This window comes from Rhodopirellula halodulae (genome assembly GCF_020966775.1).
GTDB lineage: Bacteria > Planctomycetota > Planctomycetia > Pirellulales > Pirellulaceae > Rhodopirellula > Rhodopirellula halodulae.
Genome location: NZ_JAJKFV010000029.1, coordinates 1,480,142 through 1,495,554, shown reverse-complemented (window position 1 = coordinate 1,495,554; position 15,413 = coordinate 1,480,142). Strand labels below are relative to the sequence as shown.

Below are 15,413 nucleotides of genomic sequence, written 5' to 3'. Positions count from 1 at the left end.
TTACAAATGCCACTGTCAGAAACATCGAAGCAGGAGTCATTGGGCGTTTCCTGGCTGATCAGCTAGAATGGCGACACGGTGTTGCGGTGGCACCCCGGATCGACAGGACCTCGATCCCGCACCTTTCGCGAATTATCGTCGCTGAAATTTGGATGCAGGCATGTCAGGGAAAACCATTCACGAGTTGCTGGAACTGCCTGAACACGTCAAATCACCGCATGCCTACCAGGTCTTTGGGTTGCAACCCGGTGAAGCCAATCCAGAAAACATTCACCAGGCCATCGCGAATCGGATCCATCAACTGAAAGCAGCCAAGTCCGAAACGTCGGCCGACGTTTGGAGTCGTGCGGCCCAAGTTGTTCAAACCGCCCAGCGAACGCTGACGGATCCACGAAAGAAATCACAGCTGGATGCTCGATTCGGAATTGTCGCTTTGGATTCGCCCGAGGCACCTGCGGCCAATCCAACTGCCTCGAGTCCACCATCTCAGGCCGACGCACCGGTGGACCCTTTGGCGGCGTTGCTTCCCAGTGCGTCCCCGACCGCTGCGAACCCACCCGCACCGCAACCAGAGGCACCTGTCGAGGCAGAAGTCGTGACGCCGTCCGGTGTCGCCGCACCGGTTCCGCAACCATCTCCGGCTCACCACCAAGCTGTCCAGCCAGCAGCAACGGTCACGACACCCGAGATTCCATCGTCCGCCGCCGCGGCATCCAATCAGACGGTTGCTCCGTTGGTCGTGCAAACTCGTTCACCATCGGCCGATAGAGCCCGGCGTCGCAAAAAGTCAGGCGGCTGGCTGATGGGCGGCTTCTTGTTGTTGGGTTTCGTCGTGGTGGGTTGCTTGGCTGCGTTTTTCTTTTGGGGTCCCGGCGAGGTTCAAGTCGTTCGCAGCAACGATGGCGTGACGATTCGAACTCGCCGAGACGACTCTGCCGCGAATCAACCGGCATCCACTCCAAATAACACGCAGGCACCGACGCCGCAAGCGACTCGTCCCGCCAGCGACGGGATCATGAAAACCGTTCCCTCAGGCGACCGAAATTCTCGCAATTCGCTGGGCAACTACCTGTCCGAAAACACCGAACCTCCAGACACAACCTCCATGATCGCCGGCGGAATGCAAAACCCGCCGCCATCGGCCACTCCCAACGAAAACATGAGTCGTCCAGGCGACATGAATTCGGGAATGGCTGGCATGACGCCAACCGCCGACCCGACCACGGATGACAATTCGTCAGAAACGACGATGTCACCGACCAACACTCCACCCGCGATGACGCCGCCGGAGCCGGACGCACCGTCCGAAGCGACGCCAGAAATGATCGCGAGCGGAGAACAGGCGATTGTCAAAGCGGCGGATGCCATTCGCCAAGCGAACTGGTCCGCAATGAAAGACTTGGCGGAAGCTGCTGAGCAATCCGCCGTCACGCCGGAACAGAAGGGCAAAGCAGAAACGCTCTATCAAATCGCGGATTTAGGGACGTACTACCGAGGCGCCGTGTCTCGAGGAATGGCAAACCTGACGGCGGGCAATGAATTCAATATCACGGACTCATTGTCGTTGCTCGTGGTGGAAGCGGATGCCAATCAATTGATCGCTCGTCGCGGCGCTCGCAACTACACCTACCCACTCGATGAAGTTCCGTTCATCGTCGCCAAAGCATTGGCTGCGTTCCAACTGCCACTGGATTCGCAGACCGGCAAAGCCGCGAAAGCGGTTTACGAATCGGTGGCGACCAAGTCCACTCCAGAAGTTCGCACCGACGCCGTGAATCAGCTTCGGTCGTTGGACTCCGTCGAGGGTGCGGATCCACAACAAATTGCAAACTGGATCGAAAGCGAACTCCAATGATGCCGCCCATCAGTGACAAACCTTCTCGGAAGAATGCGTGAGATGGAAACTCGGTTGCATCGGCGACGCATCACATCATCGGTCGGTCTTTTGGCGTATGACAGAGTCTTCCTTGTCAGGTTGCGTTTGCTCGGCCGACTGAGCCCCCTTGGCCGACTGGGCCCGTGTGCCCTGCTGTGCGTTCTAATCGCCACCACGGCGGTCGCGGATCAAACCCCATCCGACCCAGACTCGTCCAGCTCCTCCCCCGCGGTGTCTGGCGAATCGATCGCCGCGAGGCGTTTTGAAGAACGCACTCAAACCACGATGCGTTGGTGGCGAGATCGCGACCAGTTTCGCGACGTCGTGATGGAAGCCGCCCGAAGCATCGACCCCGAAATTGCGGGACGCGCCCGTTGGGTCCAATCGCAATGGCAACGCGGAATCCTACCTGACACCCCAGCCGCACTTCAAAACAACCTTTCCGATGCGTCACCGGCCGAGGCGATCGAGATCCTGTTGGAAGCAGGTGAGTTTGTCGCTGCGCGCATCGCGATGGAAGAATCGTTTTCGACCATCGAATTCGAATCCGTCGCCGCCCGCGTCTCGCTCATCTTTGAATCTCGCTTTCCGATTTATGCACGACTCGCGGTGCAGCGCGAGTCCGTGACCGATTTGATCGCATTCATGGATTACGCGTCGGCGAACAAAAAGATGGCCCTTTGCCGTGACGACCTGATCGGCCGCTTTGACGAAGAACCATCGCTGCCCGCTTCTGCACAAACCTGGACCGACGAACAACGCGCCGAAGCAATGTGTGTGATGCTGCTGCGTCGCGGAAAGCAGCAACAGGCTGAACAAATCGCACGCGAGTTTGATCAGCAAACGAAGAAACCTTCCGACTCCGAATCCGATGCGGACGCCACGACCGAATCGCACCATTCACTCAATCGCGTCGTGCGGATGGTGACCTCGCAGTGGGAAGCTTTGGCACAGGAATCTGCTCGACAAGCCGAACCGTTCACGCGGCGACTTTCTGGCGAGGAACCGGACAAGAAGAATCATCCGAATTCGAAACACTTGCTGGCGCAAGACGAACACATTCGGCTGTGGGCAGATGTGTTGATCGCAGCAACACGATCGGGCAATCAGCCGCTCCGAGATCAAGCCATTCGGGCTCTGTCGCGAACATTCCCGCAACCGCCTTCTCCCGTGTACGAGACACTTCGCTGGCGAGCGTTGCTGATTCATGGCGAAGTCGACACGGCGATTGATCTTCTCGCCGACACCGCCCCTCGCGAAGCCTCGGCCATCGCGGTCCGAACGTCTCGTCATGAACGAGGGTTGGAACTACTGGGTTACGACCTACCGGAGCTGGACATTTCTTTGGAAACGTGGGTCGACCAGGCGATCCACCAACAACGTAGCGTTCCGGACAAAGTACTCTCGTCCGGACAAGGCAGTTCGCCAACCGACAAAGTCATGGATTGCTTGTCGCTGATGTTGATCGCGTTGGACATTGGACGCGACGACATCGCGTATCGCATCGCGACACAGCTCAGTGATTCGCGCTTGTTCGTGAAGACTCGTCCCGGTCACGAAGTCTTACTGGCGTCGCACTACGTCATGGCGATGCTTGCGTTGACAAGCAAAACCCAGTGGGTGTTTGAGCTCGCGGCCCCCGAAAAACCAAGCCTGCTCTCGCGTCTGTCGCTTCGTTTGGCCGCGAGAGCGGTCGAGCCGGTCAGCGAAGAGACACTGTACTACTTGAATTGGTTCATTTACCAGCGCCGTCCAGAATGGTCCGCCCAACAGTGCTTCATTACCGCCTGTGAAATCGCTCGAGCGAACAACGACGACATTCGGCGTCATCGCGAATGGATTGATCTGCTTGGCGAGCACCTGAAATCGGGCAACTCCGCCGGCGATTTGGACGTTCAGAATAAAGTTGACGCTTACAACCTTTCCGAAGCGGATATCCCAACCGCCGAGCAGTGGGAAACACTTTTTGATCGGCACAAACGATCGGATCTTGTTCGGGCTTTGGTGCGAGGACAATCGACGGCAGGCGACCTGCAAGCTCGTTTGCGATTGCTTTCCACCCATGCGCGCGACCTCCCCACACCACCTTCGCCCGAAGACTTCGAGGCGATCTGGAGGGAACTGATTCAAGAACCCGAACGCGTGTTGAGCCGACGACTTCGAGACGACGGATTGCTTGCTTTTGATGTCGTGCTTCAACAACTGCTGATCGCGCGGCGTGACGGAGACGAGAAGCTTATCCAGGATTTGGAATCGCAACTACGCGTGATGGCAGCATCCCCTTCGACGGACATGCGACAAAAGATGGCCGACGCGCTCGCGAGTGCCGGAATGTGGGACCTCGCTGATGACCTGTACCAATCGCTGTTGTTGCTGACCGCTTTCGAATCGGATGAAACACTGGCGTTGATGGACATCGCTCGTGCCTACAACAAGTTTATGTTGCGTCGAACCACAACCGAAGCCGCAGAAGAGGTCAACGCGGCAGAAGCCACCATGACATTGCTACCGCCAGACATCATCGCGCAGCGACGTGAAGCAGTTCGCTGGTACGATCTAGCATTCGCGGGAACGTTGGCGGCATCGGACTATCGCGAGATCAACTATGTGATCCTTCCGCAGTTGATCCTTCGGAATCGGCTGGAATTGATTCTTCAGGTGCCTCGCGAAAGTCTTTCGCAAGACGACCAGCGTGAAGTCCGTGAAATTTTTGAGACGCTGCTGCGTTTTGAACCCATCGACATCCACTCCGCCGAATCGATGCTGCCTCGAATTCGCGATCTGGGAATGGTGGAAGACGCGGAACAATGGATCAATCGTATCGTGGACTCAGGGCTCGCTCACATGAGCAAGTTCCCGATGGACGCGACCGCAGCAAACAATGTGGCGTGGTCCGCCGTCCGCAATCACGCACGACTCGACGACGCACTGACCCTGTCACGCCGGGCGGTGTCATTGGAACCCGACAGTGCCGTGTTCCGGGACACGCTGGCGGAAATCCTCGCTCAGCAAGGCGAGGTTGACGAAGCCATTGAATTGGAACGGGCAAGTCTGATGGATGATCCAGGACAATGGCATCTTCATCTGCAAATCGAACGATTTGAGTCGATGCGAAATTCCGACGCGGGTCAGTAACCGTCAACGGACGAAGTCATTTGCGTCCAAACAAACGTCCCATCCCGAACTTGACCACGTCCATCATGTCAAAGTCGCCATCGCCGTCTTGATCCAGGATCCGGCCCAGCATGCTGCCACCCGCCGCTGATTGCTGCACCGACGCTTTTTCTTGACGCAACATTTCTCCCAAGCCGTCTGGGCTCAATCCTTTCGACTTTCGTTGCTGGCCCAACACGCCCATCAACACGGGCGCCAACATCATCATCAGCTTGGTCGATTGGCCCGTGGATAGACCGCTGGCTGCACTGACGCCGTGCTCAACGCGTTCTTTCTTGCTGCCGAGAATGTGATCCAAGATCGCTCCACCAGCCGTCGTCTTGGAGGTCACACCCGAATGCTCGGTCGCATCGCCTGATCCGAGCAATCCACCAAGATGATCCAACAACGAACCATCATGATCCCGCTCCAAAGCGTGATGCAGTTGAGCGGTTTGATTGGGATCATCAGCCTGACGAGCAACCGCCCCCAACAACGTTGGCAGAGCGGCGCTGATCGCGTTTCGAACCGAGTCTTCGTCGGCACCAAGCGATCGACTCAAAGTAGAGATACGGTCGGGCGTCATTTGACGGCCAACTTGTTCCAGCAATTCAGAAATGAATGATTCCTGGTGGAAAAGAACTTGCGGATAAGATTTTGTGGAAGCGAAGAAAAGCGATGCACAAGTGTACCGATCCTTCGCACCCACGAACCACCCATGGTTCGACTTGCTAGGTTCTGTTGGCTCCGTCCAACTCGCTCAGGCGATCCGTACTTCGCCGCACTCCTGCACGATGCCACGAACGATGGTTCGCAGTTTGGGTTCCGCTTCGTTGGCGGTTGCGATGATCTCCGCCACATCCACGGGCTTCAACGCATCAGGCAAACACATGTCGGTGATCACGCTTAGCCCGACCACTTTCAATCCGGCATGCACGGCGACGATCGTTTCGGGCACCGTACTCATCCCGACGACATCGGCACCAATCATTCGCAGATAGCGATATTCCGCTCTCGTTTCCAAACACGGCCCAGCGACCGCGACGAAGACGCCTTTGTGAGGATAGATTTCGTTCCGCCGCGCGATGGCCAAGGTGCGATCGATCCAAGTCTGATCATACGGCTCGCACATATCGGGGAAACGAGGCCCCAATCGATCATCGTTGATCCCGATCAACGGGTTCCCGCCCATCAGATTGATCTGGTCTTCGATCACCATGATGTCGCCGTTGTTGTATTGAGGATTCAAACCTCCACACGCGTTGCTAACGACGAGCAAGTCGACTCCCATCGCCTTGAACACGCGAACGGGCAACGTGATGTCTTTCAGGTCGTAACCTTCATAAAAGTGAAAGCGTCCCTCCATCGCCAGAACTGGAACGCCGGCCAAACGTCCGATGATCAATCGGCCGGCGTGACTGGTCGCGGTTGACTCCAAAAAGTGAGGCACCTGCGAATAGTCCAATGCGGCTTCGACTTCGATCTCCTCGACCAACCCGCCCAATCCGGTGCCCAAAATGATTCCCACGCGAGGCGTGTCGCGTGTATGACGACGGATTTCTGTGCAGGCTTCTTCAATTTTGTCGTACAGATCGAGCATGGATCAAATCGCGTTGGAGAGACACCGATGAAGGAAACAGCCGAACGTTGTATGTTACGAACCGGCTTGAATCCACTCGTCTGCTCTCATTCCGATTCGTCGCATGTCCTCTTCTCCGTCCCAGACGTCATCCACCCCATCGCCAGAAATTTTTGAAAAGCTGGCGACGTTTTATCTCGGCCGCGAATACGACCTGGCCGCGGGCAAAGCCCTCGATGATTTGTTGCTGTACGACGCGAAAGATTTGTGTACGCACGCGATGTGCGTGGGAATGACGGGCAGCGGGAAAACAGGTCTCTGTTTGTCGCTTTTGGAAGAAGCCGCCATCGATGGCATCCCGGCGATCTGCATCGATCCCAAAGGCGATTTGGCCAACTTGATGCTCAGCTTCCCCGACATGAAGCCGGAGGATTTTCTTCCTTGGCTGGAGCAAGGCGAAGCGACCCGCAAAGGCATGACCCTGCCGGAATTCGCGGAGAAGACGGCGGAAACCTGGAAAAACGGATTGGCGTCCTGGGGACAGACCCCTGATCGAGTCGCGAAATTCAAGGAAGCAGCCGACGTCGCGATCTACACCCCCGGAAGCAACAACGGGATCGCGTTGACGGTACTGAAAAGCTTCGATGCACCGCCGGAAGAGGTGATCAGCGACACCGATGCGATGCGAGAACGGGTCACCGGTGCCGCATCTGGATTGCTGACTTTGCTCGGGATGGAAGCCGATCCGCTGCTTTCGCGCGAACACATTCTGATCAGTTCGATTCTCGATCATTGCTGGCGTGAGGGTCGCGGGGTGAGCATCGGTGATTTGATTGGTTTGATCTCGTCACCGCCAATCACCCGAGTCGGTGTGCTGGACCTGGACACGTTCATGCCACCGAGTGAACGAGCCAAACTGGCGATGACACTCAACAACCTGTTGGCGTCACCCGCGTTTTCGTCTTGGCTGGAAGGCGAATCACTGTCCATCAAGAACTTGCTGTACACGCCGGAAGGCAAACCCAAACTTTCGATCCTTTCCATCGCTCACTTGGGCGACCAAGAACGCATGTTCTTCGTCACCATTTTGCTGAACGAGATCTTGGCGTGGATGCGAACCCAAAGCGGGACCAGTTCATTGCGAGCGATGTTGTACATGGACGAAGTCGCCGGCTACTTCCCTCCCGTGGCCAACCCGCCATCCAAACCGCCGATGTTGACGTTGCTCAAACAAGCCCGCGCGTTCGGATTGGGCGTCACACTCGCAACGCAAAACCCCGTCGACCTGGACTACAAAGGCTTGTCCAACATCGGCACCTGGTTCTTGGGTCGGTTACAAACCGAACGTGACAAGGCTCGTGTCTTGGAAGGCTTGGAAGGTGCCGCCGCACAATCCGGCAAACCTTTCAACAAATCCGAGATGGAACAACTGCTGGCGTCATTGGGCAGCCGCGTGTTCCTGATGAACAATGTTCATGACGACGCTCCGACGGTGTTTCAAACACGCTGGGCCATGTCCTTCCTGGCCGGACCGCTGGCACGCGATCAAATCGCGACGCTGATGGAAGATCGTAAAAAGCAGTTGGCGGAAGCTCAAACAGGCAAACAAGAATCGGTCGCCGAGGAGCACACATCCCCGAGTCGTCCGGTCTTGCCAACCGGAATCGGTGAAGCCTTCTTGGTTCCGTCGCGTTACGTCAGCGGCGAAGGACGACGAGTCTACCGGGCGGCACTTCTGGGCGAAGGATCCATGCACTTCGTCCGCAGCAGCGCGGGCGTGGATCAATGGATCGACGCTCGGCGAATTCTGCGTTGCGGGCAAGGCGTCCCGGAGGATATCTGGGAGTCCAGTGAAACGTTGGATCCCGACGCGGAATGGGTGGCGGATCCCGAAGAGGGTTTCGACTTCACCGACCTGCCCGATGAGCTTCGCGGTGCCAGCAAGCTGAAGTCCATTCAAAAGCAACTGAAAGACTATCTGTATCGCCATCACCCAATGGAGCTTTACAAGAGCCCGGCTTTGAATGCCTACGCGCCGCCGGGCGTCAATGAAGTCGAAGCCCGCTTGCATTTTCAGCAAGCCGCTCGCGAAGAACGCGACTTGCAAACCGAAAAGCTTCGTGACAAGTACGCTTCCAAGATGAAGTCGTTGGAAGGCAAGATTCGCACGGCGGAAGACCGCATCGCTCGGGAAGAAGCTCAATACGAGTCGGCCAGGATGTCGTCGATCCTGTCGATTGGCACATCGATCCTGAGTGCTTTCATGGGCCGCAAATTAGCCAGTCGCACCAACGTTTCGAAGGTTTCCACTGCTGCGCGCGGTGCGTCTCGAGCGGCTCAACAACGCAGCGACGTCAAGCGAGCGGAATCAGCACTTGAGCAACTGCAAATCGACATGCAGGAACTTGAAGACGAACTGCGGCATGAGATCGACCAATTGGGTCAGGAGTTCGACATCGAGAAACTTGAACTCGAAACGATCACCATCCCGCCTCGCAAAAGCGATCTGAAAATCGGTGCCCCGGTCATCCTTTGGACACCGTGGCAGGTCGACTCCACAGGCGAAGCCACCGCTTTGTTTCAGTAGGCGATTCCTGCAACGGTTCAATCAATGACCGTAGTGGAAATGAAAACCACTGCTGCGTCCGTAGCGTGGCGGAGCGTGGTAAACCGGCCGAGACCGATACACAGGGGCTGGGTAAACATGAACGCGGGGTGCGGGCACATAGACCGGTGTTTCGACCACCGTGGGTTGCGAGACGACGACTTGGTCACCGACCGGAGCGTTCTGCATCGCTGAAATCACAACTTCGCTGACGCCTTGTTGATGCAGCGAGATGATGTCGGAAACCACGGGGCGACGCTGAACACCTCGGGAAGCGATTTGATTCAAGACCACACTCTCGCTGACACCGCTGCGGCACATGGCGACAACATCGTTGAACGAGACGGATCCGGTGGGCACCAGAGGTGATGCGGAAGGTTGGGGGGCAACGGTTTGTGTGTAATGGCTCGGCCGCGAGTAATACTGCTGAGCCTGCAACTCTTTGTCTTTCGCGTTGCCCAGCAATCCGCCAGCAACGGCTCCGACGGCGCCACCGATCGCCGCTCCGGCGCCGGCTTCATTATTATTGTCGCCGATGATGGCTCCGGCGATGGCACCCGTGATCCCGCCCAAGGTCGCTCCGCGCTGCGTGTTGGCCTGTGCGAAAGCGGTTTGAGGCGTGAAGAGTGCAGAGGCAACCAAGGCGGCACCAACAGCAACAACGCGACAGCCAAATTTGGGTTGATAGTTCATGAAAGTGCCACCTCAGACGCGGCAAAGAACGGGAACACGGTTGAGTTCGTGAAACCGATGCAAAGTTGCACCGATTCGTACTTCGCTTTTAGATCGGCATCCCGCTGAACGACAACGTCAATTTTTGCCAGCGTCGTTCCAGTCCGCCAAACGCCGTGGTGAAACAACGACGTGAAACTGCAATGACGCCGGAAAGCCGTTCATTTCCGCAACGCTTTGGCCAGTGGGCACCCCACCATTGCGTCCTCTTTCCCCTCGCGATATTTCAGCAACAACTTTCGAGATTCAGCGGCAAGTTCGCGTCGCACTTCACGTCGTCGCCCTTTCACGCGTTCAATCTTCATGTGATCGTAGGCGGTGGTTTGGTGACGCATCCATGCGATCACGGCAGATGCCGCTCGGCGTTCAATCGGAATTCGCTCCGTTCGTGCCACCGTACCGCTTCCGACTGGCGTTGCATGTTCCGTGACAGCCTTAGCGAACAGTTTGGCGACGGATTGATACCGTTCGTCGAACTTCAGAAAGTTCATCACGGCTTGCGAGAAGTCTTCGACATACTCCGATTGTTTTTCATCGCGACGTTTCTTGGCAGCCGCCTGCTTTTTCGCATAGCCCGCTGTGGAACGAGTCGCCTGCATCGAGGACTTTGCCTTGGCGATCTGATTCGCGTCCGCCCACACACCGCGTGAAAATTCTCGACGCCCTTTCTTTTCTTTGACCGTCCACGTGGGACCTGCCGCTTTGACGCGTCGAGTCACGCCCGCATCGCCCGGTGGCAACAACTCCCAACCCGGCGGCACCTCGCAGACTTCTCCCGATGGCAACCGCACGGTGCGTTCCGATGGGCCCGGCGAACCCGTCAATGTCTCAGTCGATCGATCCGCCATATTTAGATTGGGTTGTCGTTCAAAAATGCCAAATGGAAAGGAACATTGCGTTCTGTTCCTCTGCATATCGGCTCACGGCGTTGGAGTCGATAGCTCAGGCATCCGGCCTCGATATCCGTTAGAACCACTACAAGACATCCCGACCGCCACGACGAAGCGGCGTTTCATGTTTCGTTTGTGCCAAAGAGCAAGCTGAACCGTCACCACCGAGCTCACTGGGATTGGGCTACAATGACGCCGAACGGGACGGTGATCCGGCCCAGACAATCACTTCTTTGCTTGGCTTCTTGCGTCGTCGAATGTTGCATCCTTCCGCTTCCACAACATGGACTCGAATTCCGGGCAACCTCGCGCTGCTGGCGATCTTCTTCGCGTCTACCTGTGCGATCCGCGCCAATCCGATCCACTGCGCGGCTGCTGACACGACGCCATCTGCTTCCCGACCCAACGTGCTGTTGTTTCTGGTGGACGATTTGGGCTGGGCGGATCTCAGCTGTTACGGCAGCACTTTTCACGAGACCCCCAACATCGACGCGTTGGCTCAATCGGGTACTCAGTTCAGCAACGCCTACGCCGCGTGCCCCGTGTGCTCGCCGACTCGAGCCAGCATCATCACCGGTCGTCATCCGGTTCGAGTGGGCATCACTGACTGGCTTCCCGGAATGGACGCCACGCGTGTGAAGGACCGACGTTTTGAACATGTTGACGACCGCGAAAACTTGGCGTTGGAAGAAACCACGCTGGCCGAGGTACTCCGAGCGGAAGCTGGCTATCAAACGTTCTTTCTAGGCAAATGGCATCTGGGCGGCGAAGGATTCCTACCGACCGACCAAGGTTTTGATGTGAACATCGGCGGCGGCCACAAAGGTTCCCCTCCCGGCGGTTACTACTCGCCTTGGAAGAACCCATACTTGCAAGCCAAACACGATGGCGAATACCTCACGACGCGTTTAACGGACGAGGCGGTTTCATTGGTGGAATCCGCCAGCGAGAAACAACGTCCGTTTTTCATGATGATGAGCTACTACAACGTGCACTCACCGATCACCGCGGACAAACGCACGATCGATCACTACGAACAAAAACGCTCCGGGAACAACGAGCTCAGCGGCGACACGCCGACGATCGAGGAACGCGATGCCGTCACTCGTGGTCGACAAGACAATCCGGATTACGCATCGATGGTCGCGGCGGTCGACACCAGTGTTGGCCGGATTCTGAAATCACTGAAAGACCAAGGCGTCGCTGACAACACGCTGGTGATTTTCTTTTCAGACAATGGCGGGCTCTCGACGCTGCGGCGCATGGGCCCCACGTGCAACACGCCGCTGCGAGCCGGCAAAGGTTGGCTTTATGAAGGTGGAATTCGCGAACCGCTGCTGATTCGATTGCCTCGATCGTTCACGTCGAACAAAGAACAACCTCCAAAAATTGACTCGGTCGCGTGCAGCACCGACCTGTTTCCAACGGTCCTTGAAGTGGTGGGTTTGCCTTTACAACCAGAACTGCACGCCGACGGGTCCAGCTTGCTTGGCCAACTTCAGGGTCAGGCGGCGTCTGATCGCGACCTATTTTGGCACTACCCACACTACCATGGCTCGCTGTGGCGTCCCGGTGCAGCGATGCGAAGTGGCAACTACAAATTGATCGAGTTCTACGAAACCGACTCCGCCGAACTGTATGATCTGTCGATCGACATTGGCGAGACCCACAATCTTGCCAAATCACAACCGGAACGTTTTCGCGAAATGCGAGACGCTCTTCGTCAGTGGCAACACCGGATGGGTGCCACCATGCCAACTCCCCGTTCCTCTTCTTCCAACTGATCGAACTTTATGAGCACCACCGTCGACGAGATGCGAGCCGACGCGGAAAAATTTCGCCAACGTTACGTCGCCATTCGCGAAATGATCGGTCGCGTGATTGTCGGTCACGATGACATCGTCGGCGGCGTTCTGACGTCGATGCTGTGCGGTGGGCACTGCTTGTTGGAAGGTGTTCCCGGTCTGGGAAAGACCATGTTGGTCCGCACCCTGGCCGAAGTGCTGGATCTGAACTTCAACCGAATCCAGTTCACTCCCGATTTGATGCCGGCCGACATTTTGGGAACCAACATGGTGGTGGAGGACGAGTCGGGCCGTCGCAAGTTCGAATTCCAACAAGGCCCGGTCTTCACCCAGATTCTGTTGGCCGATGAGATCAACCGGGCCACTCCCAAAACTCAATCGGCCATGTTGGAAACGATGCAAGAAGGCACCGTGACCGCCGGTGGGCATCGATACACGTTAGACAAACCGTTTTTCGTGTTGGCAACGCAAAACCCAATTGAGCAAGAAGGCACGTACCCGTTGCCGGAAGCTCAGATGGACCGTTTCCTTTTCAAGTTGGTGGTCGGTTACAGCAACCGCGACGAACTCGCCACCATCGTTGACCGCACGACTCGGGGTGAACGCCCCACGGTCGAAAAAGTGATGGACGGGGAAGAGATTCAGCGTTGGCAAGGCCTGGTTCGCGAAGTCATTCTGGCTCCGCACATTCAAGATTACTTGGTGCGACTCACAATGGCGACGCATCCCGATGGCCCCTACAGCGTTCCCATCACCAATGAATACGTGCGTTGGGGCAGCAGTCCACGGGGAGCCCAAACCTTGGCGTTGACTTCCAAGGTTCAAGCCTTGCTGGATGGTCGCTTCAATGTTTCCTTCGAGGACATTCGCCGAATGTTCTTGCCCGCCATGCGACACCGCGTGCTGCTGAACTTCGAAGCTCAGGCCGAGGGAATCGACACCGACCGCGTTTTGCTCGAGATTCTTGAGAAGGTTCCGGAAAAGGGCGATTGATCCCAAAACGTCTTGGACTCACAATTTTGCCCCTTCCTTCCATCCATCCGAATTTCACGCACACGATCATTGCTTGATGGCATCTTCCACAATCAAATTCAACGGCCCCTTGCTGCGGACACTGCACAACCTGTTGCAGCAACGCACGGATTTGGAGGGACAGCTTCGTCGCGGCCCGATCCAAATCAAAGCGGTCCAAGCGATCGTGGACGAGGCACAGGCCAATGTGGCGGCGGCTGAGGAAACCCTGAAGAAAACGCGAATGACCGCGGATGAGAAACAACTTCAGCTGCAATCCCGCGAGGCCCATGTCAAGAACTTGCAAGGCAAACTGAACACCGCCGCATCCAACAAAGAATTCGCCTTGCTGAAGGATCAGATTGCTGCCGACGAGCAAGCCAACAGCGTTCAAAGCGACGAAATTCTTGAAGTCCTTGAACGCATCGATTCGTGCGAAATCGATGTCACCGTCGCGAAACAGCAGCTCACCAAAGCGGAGCAAGACCAAGCCAAACGAGTCGAACAAATCGAATCTCGGCTGGAACAGGTTCGCGCGGACCTCGATCGAATCACCGAGCAACTCAAACAGCAGGAAGGCGATATCCCGGCGGCTGCACGGGCCGATTACCGCCGTTTGGTCGACGCTCGCGGTGACGAAGCCTTGGCTCCGATCGAGCAGGATTCGTGTGGTGGTTGTTACCAAACGCTGACCACCCAAGTGATGAGCCAGGTGATGCTGTCCACATTAACGCATTGCCCGAACTGCAATGCGATCCTGTACCAAGCCTGAACTTGATTCATGACCGACGGCGAATTGCCTGAACCCCGCCCGCCAATCATCGGTGTCATCGGTCCGCCGTGCAGTGGGAAATCAACGGTCGCGAAACACCTACAATCTCGTGGTGGCGAGTGGATCAATGCGGACTTGATTGCAAAGCAACAATTGGATCGTCCCGACGTGATCCAAGAACTGACCGAACGTTTGGGATCTTCGATCGTCACAGATGACGGGACGATCTCGAAGAAGCATTTGGCGGATTTGGTCTTCGGCGATGATGCGGACTCGTTCGCCCGATTGCGAGTGTTGGAAAGCGTCGTCCACCCGCGAACTCGTAGGGCAATCCACGACCGAATTGCCGAGGCAGCGAGGAAGGAACGACCGTTCGTGATCCTGGACATTCCGTTGTTGATCGAGAGTGGCTACCAAAGCATTTGCGATGAAGTTTGGTGCATGGAGATCTCTGCCGAGCACCATCAAAGACTGCTGGCGGAACGCGGTTGGGACGATTCTGAACTGCAACGCCGTGCCGCTCGCCAATTGCCATGGAAAGAGAAAGCAGCAGCCAGCACGCGAGTGCTTCGCAACGAAGGCACGCTGGCTGATCTGAAAGCGTCGGTTGACGTGTGCCTGCACGAAACGCTGAATCGCGATTGAATCGCGAACGATTCGCGAAGCTTCATCAAGTTTTCAACGATCCCGGCAACCACAACGGTCGCTTCCTTGGTGAAAGCTCGTTCAGCAGGTGCGACCGTCAATCCCAACGGCAGAGGATCCCAACCACGGGCTACGTGCCGACGAGCACCGTCATCCTCACACAACGACGCCGGTCCCCACCTAAGCCGCTCATTGGTTGGGCGCCTCGTCATTCACGCTCGGCCGCGCTCTCCCCGATCGATTTTCGCGTCGGATTCAAATTTGACGACGTTTTGCTAAGCTTCTGCCATCCAAGCTTGAGGCCGGCTTCCGCGATCAACGCACGCATCGTGCCGCTCGATTCTG

At 56.7% G+C, this 15,413-nt stretch carries 11 protein-coding genes; 7 read left to right on the top strand and 4 right to left on the bottom strand.

Annotated elements, in window-relative coordinates; translation table 11 throughout:
• Nucleotides 1-160: 160 nt before the first annotated feature.
• Complete coding sequence (locus tag LOC70_RS18370) at nt 161-1,855, top strand: hypothetical protein (protein ID WP_230255444.1); 1,695 nt, start codon at nt 161-163, stop codon at nt 1,853-1,855.
• 42 nt (nt 1,856-1,897) lie between these two features.
• Nucleotides 1,898-5,011 (top strand): GlcNAc transferase, encoded by a 3,114-nt coding sequence (locus tag LOC70_RS18365; protein WP_230255443.1) that lies wholly within the window; start codon nt 1,898-1,900, stop codon nt 5,009-5,011.
• Nucleotides 5,012-5,027: 16 nt separating this feature from the next.
• Here the strand turns inward: LOC70_RS18365 and LOC70_RS18360 are convergent, their stop codons facing one another.
• Together LOC70_RS18360 and LOC70_RS18355 are read right to left on the bottom strand one after the other, a co-directional pair.
• Complete coding sequence (locus LOC70_RS18360) at nt 5,028-5,639, bottom strand: DUF937 domain-containing protein (RefSeq protein ID WP_255716230.1); 612 nt, start codon at nt 5,637-5,639, stop codon at nt 5,028-5,030.
• Nucleotides 5,640-5,789: 150 nt separating this feature from the next.
• Nucleotides 5,790-6,629 (bottom strand): purine-nucleoside phosphorylase, encoded by an 840-nt coding sequence (locus LOC70_RS18355; RefSeq protein WP_230255441.1) that lies wholly within the window; start codon nt 6,627-6,629, stop codon nt 5,790-5,792.
• A 103-nt stretch (nt 6,630-6,732) separates the two neighbouring features.
• On the opposite strand from LOC70_RS18355, the gene LOC70_RS18350 reads away from it, so the two are divergent.
• On the top strand, nt 6,733-9,195 hold the full coding sequence (locus LOC70_RS18350; protein WP_230255440.1) for an ATP-binding protein: 2,463 nt from the start codon (nt 6,733-6,735) through the stop codon (nt 9,193-9,195).
• Between the two features lie 21 nt (nt 9,196-9,216).
• Here the strand turns inward: LOC70_RS18350 and LOC70_RS18345 are convergent, their stop codons facing one another.
• Nucleotides 9,217-9,906: a glycine zipper domain-containing protein gene (locus tag LOC70_RS18345; RefSeq protein ID WP_230255439.1), complete on the bottom strand. Its 690-nt coding sequence runs from the start codon at nt 9,904-9,906 to the stop codon at nt 9,217-9,219.
• Nucleotides 9,907-10,106: 200 nt separating this feature from the next.
• Nucleotides 10,107-10,793: a DUF2293 domain-containing protein gene (locus tag LOC70_RS18340; RefSeq protein WP_230255438.1), complete on the bottom strand. Its 687-nt coding sequence runs from the start codon at nt 10,791-10,793 to the stop codon at nt 10,107-10,109.
• Nucleotides 10,794-11,092: 299 nt separating this feature from the next.
• On the opposite strand from LOC70_RS18340, the gene LOC70_RS18335 reads away from it, so the two are divergent.
• The 4 genes from LOC70_RS18335 to coaE all read left to right on the top strand — a co-directional run bounded on the left by LOC70_RS18335 (nt 11,093) and on the right by coaE (nt 15,068).
• Nucleotides 11,093-12,619 (top strand): sulfatase, encoded by a 1,527-nt coding sequence (locus LOC70_RS18335; protein WP_230255437.1) that lies wholly within the window; start codon nt 11,093-11,095, stop codon nt 12,617-12,619.
• Between the two features lie 9 nt (nt 12,620-12,628).
• Nucleotides 12,629-13,633: an AAA family ATPase gene (locus tag LOC70_RS18330; RefSeq protein WP_230255436.1), complete on the top strand. Its 1,005-nt coding sequence runs from the start codon at nt 12,629-12,631 to the stop codon at nt 13,631-13,633.
• Nucleotides 13,634-13,709: 76 nt separating this feature from the next.
• Nucleotides 13,710-14,423, top strand: a complete 714-nt coding sequence (locus LOC70_RS18325; protein WP_230255435.1) for a zinc ribbon domain-containing protein — start codon at nt 13,710-13,712, stop codon at nt 14,421-14,423.
• A gap of 9 nt (nt 14,424-14,432) precedes the next feature.
• A complete protein-coding gene (gene coaE, locus LOC70_RS18320) occupies nt 14,433-15,068 on the top strand; it encodes a dephospho-CoA kinase (RefSeq protein WP_230255434.1) in 636 nt (211 codons plus the stop codon).
• Nucleotides 15,069-15,413 lie beyond the last annotated feature (345 nt).

What these genes read in the sequence shown, in the direction of transcription:
- LOC70_RS18345 (WP_230255439.1), bottom strand. Translation starts at nt 9,906, where the DNA reads ATGAACTATCAACCCAAATTTGGCTGTCGCGTTGTTGCTGTTGGTGCC.
- LOC70_RS18365 (WP_230255443.1), top strand. Translation starts at nt 1,898, where the DNA reads ATGGAAACTCGGTTGCATCGGCGACGCATCACATCATCGGTCGGTCTT.
- LOC70_RS18335 (WP_230255437.1), top strand. Translation starts at nt 11,093, where the DNA reads ATGTTGCATCCTTCCGCTTCCACAACATGGACTCGAATTCCGGGCAAC.
- LOC70_RS18330 (WP_230255436.1), top strand. Translation starts at nt 12,629, where the DNA reads ATGAGCACCACCGTCGACGAGATGCGAGCCGACGCGGAAAAATTTCGC.
- LOC70_RS18355 (WP_230255441.1), bottom strand. Translation starts at nt 6,629, where the DNA reads ATGCTCGATCTGTACGACAAAATTGAAGAAGCCTGCACAGAAATCCGT.
- LOC70_RS18325 (WP_230255435.1), top strand. Translation starts at nt 13,710, where the DNA reads ATGGCATCTTCCACAATCAAATTCAACGGCCCCTTGCTGCGGACACTG.
- LOC70_RS18350 (WP_230255440.1), top strand. Translation starts at nt 6,733, where the DNA reads ATGTCCTCTTCTCCGTCCCAGACGTCATCCACCCCATCGCCAGAAATT.
- coaE (WP_230255434.1), top strand. Translation starts at nt 14,433, where the DNA reads ATGACCGACGGCGAATTGCCTGAACCCCGCCCGCCAATCATCGGTGTC.
- LOC70_RS18370 (WP_230255444.1), top strand. Translation starts at nt 161, where the DNA reads ATGTCAGGGAAAACCATTCACGAGTTGCTGGAACTGCCTGAACACGTC.
- LOC70_RS18340 (WP_230255438.1), bottom strand. Translation starts at nt 10,793, where the DNA reads ATGGCGGATCGATCGACTGAGACATTGACGGGTTCGCCGGGCCCATCG.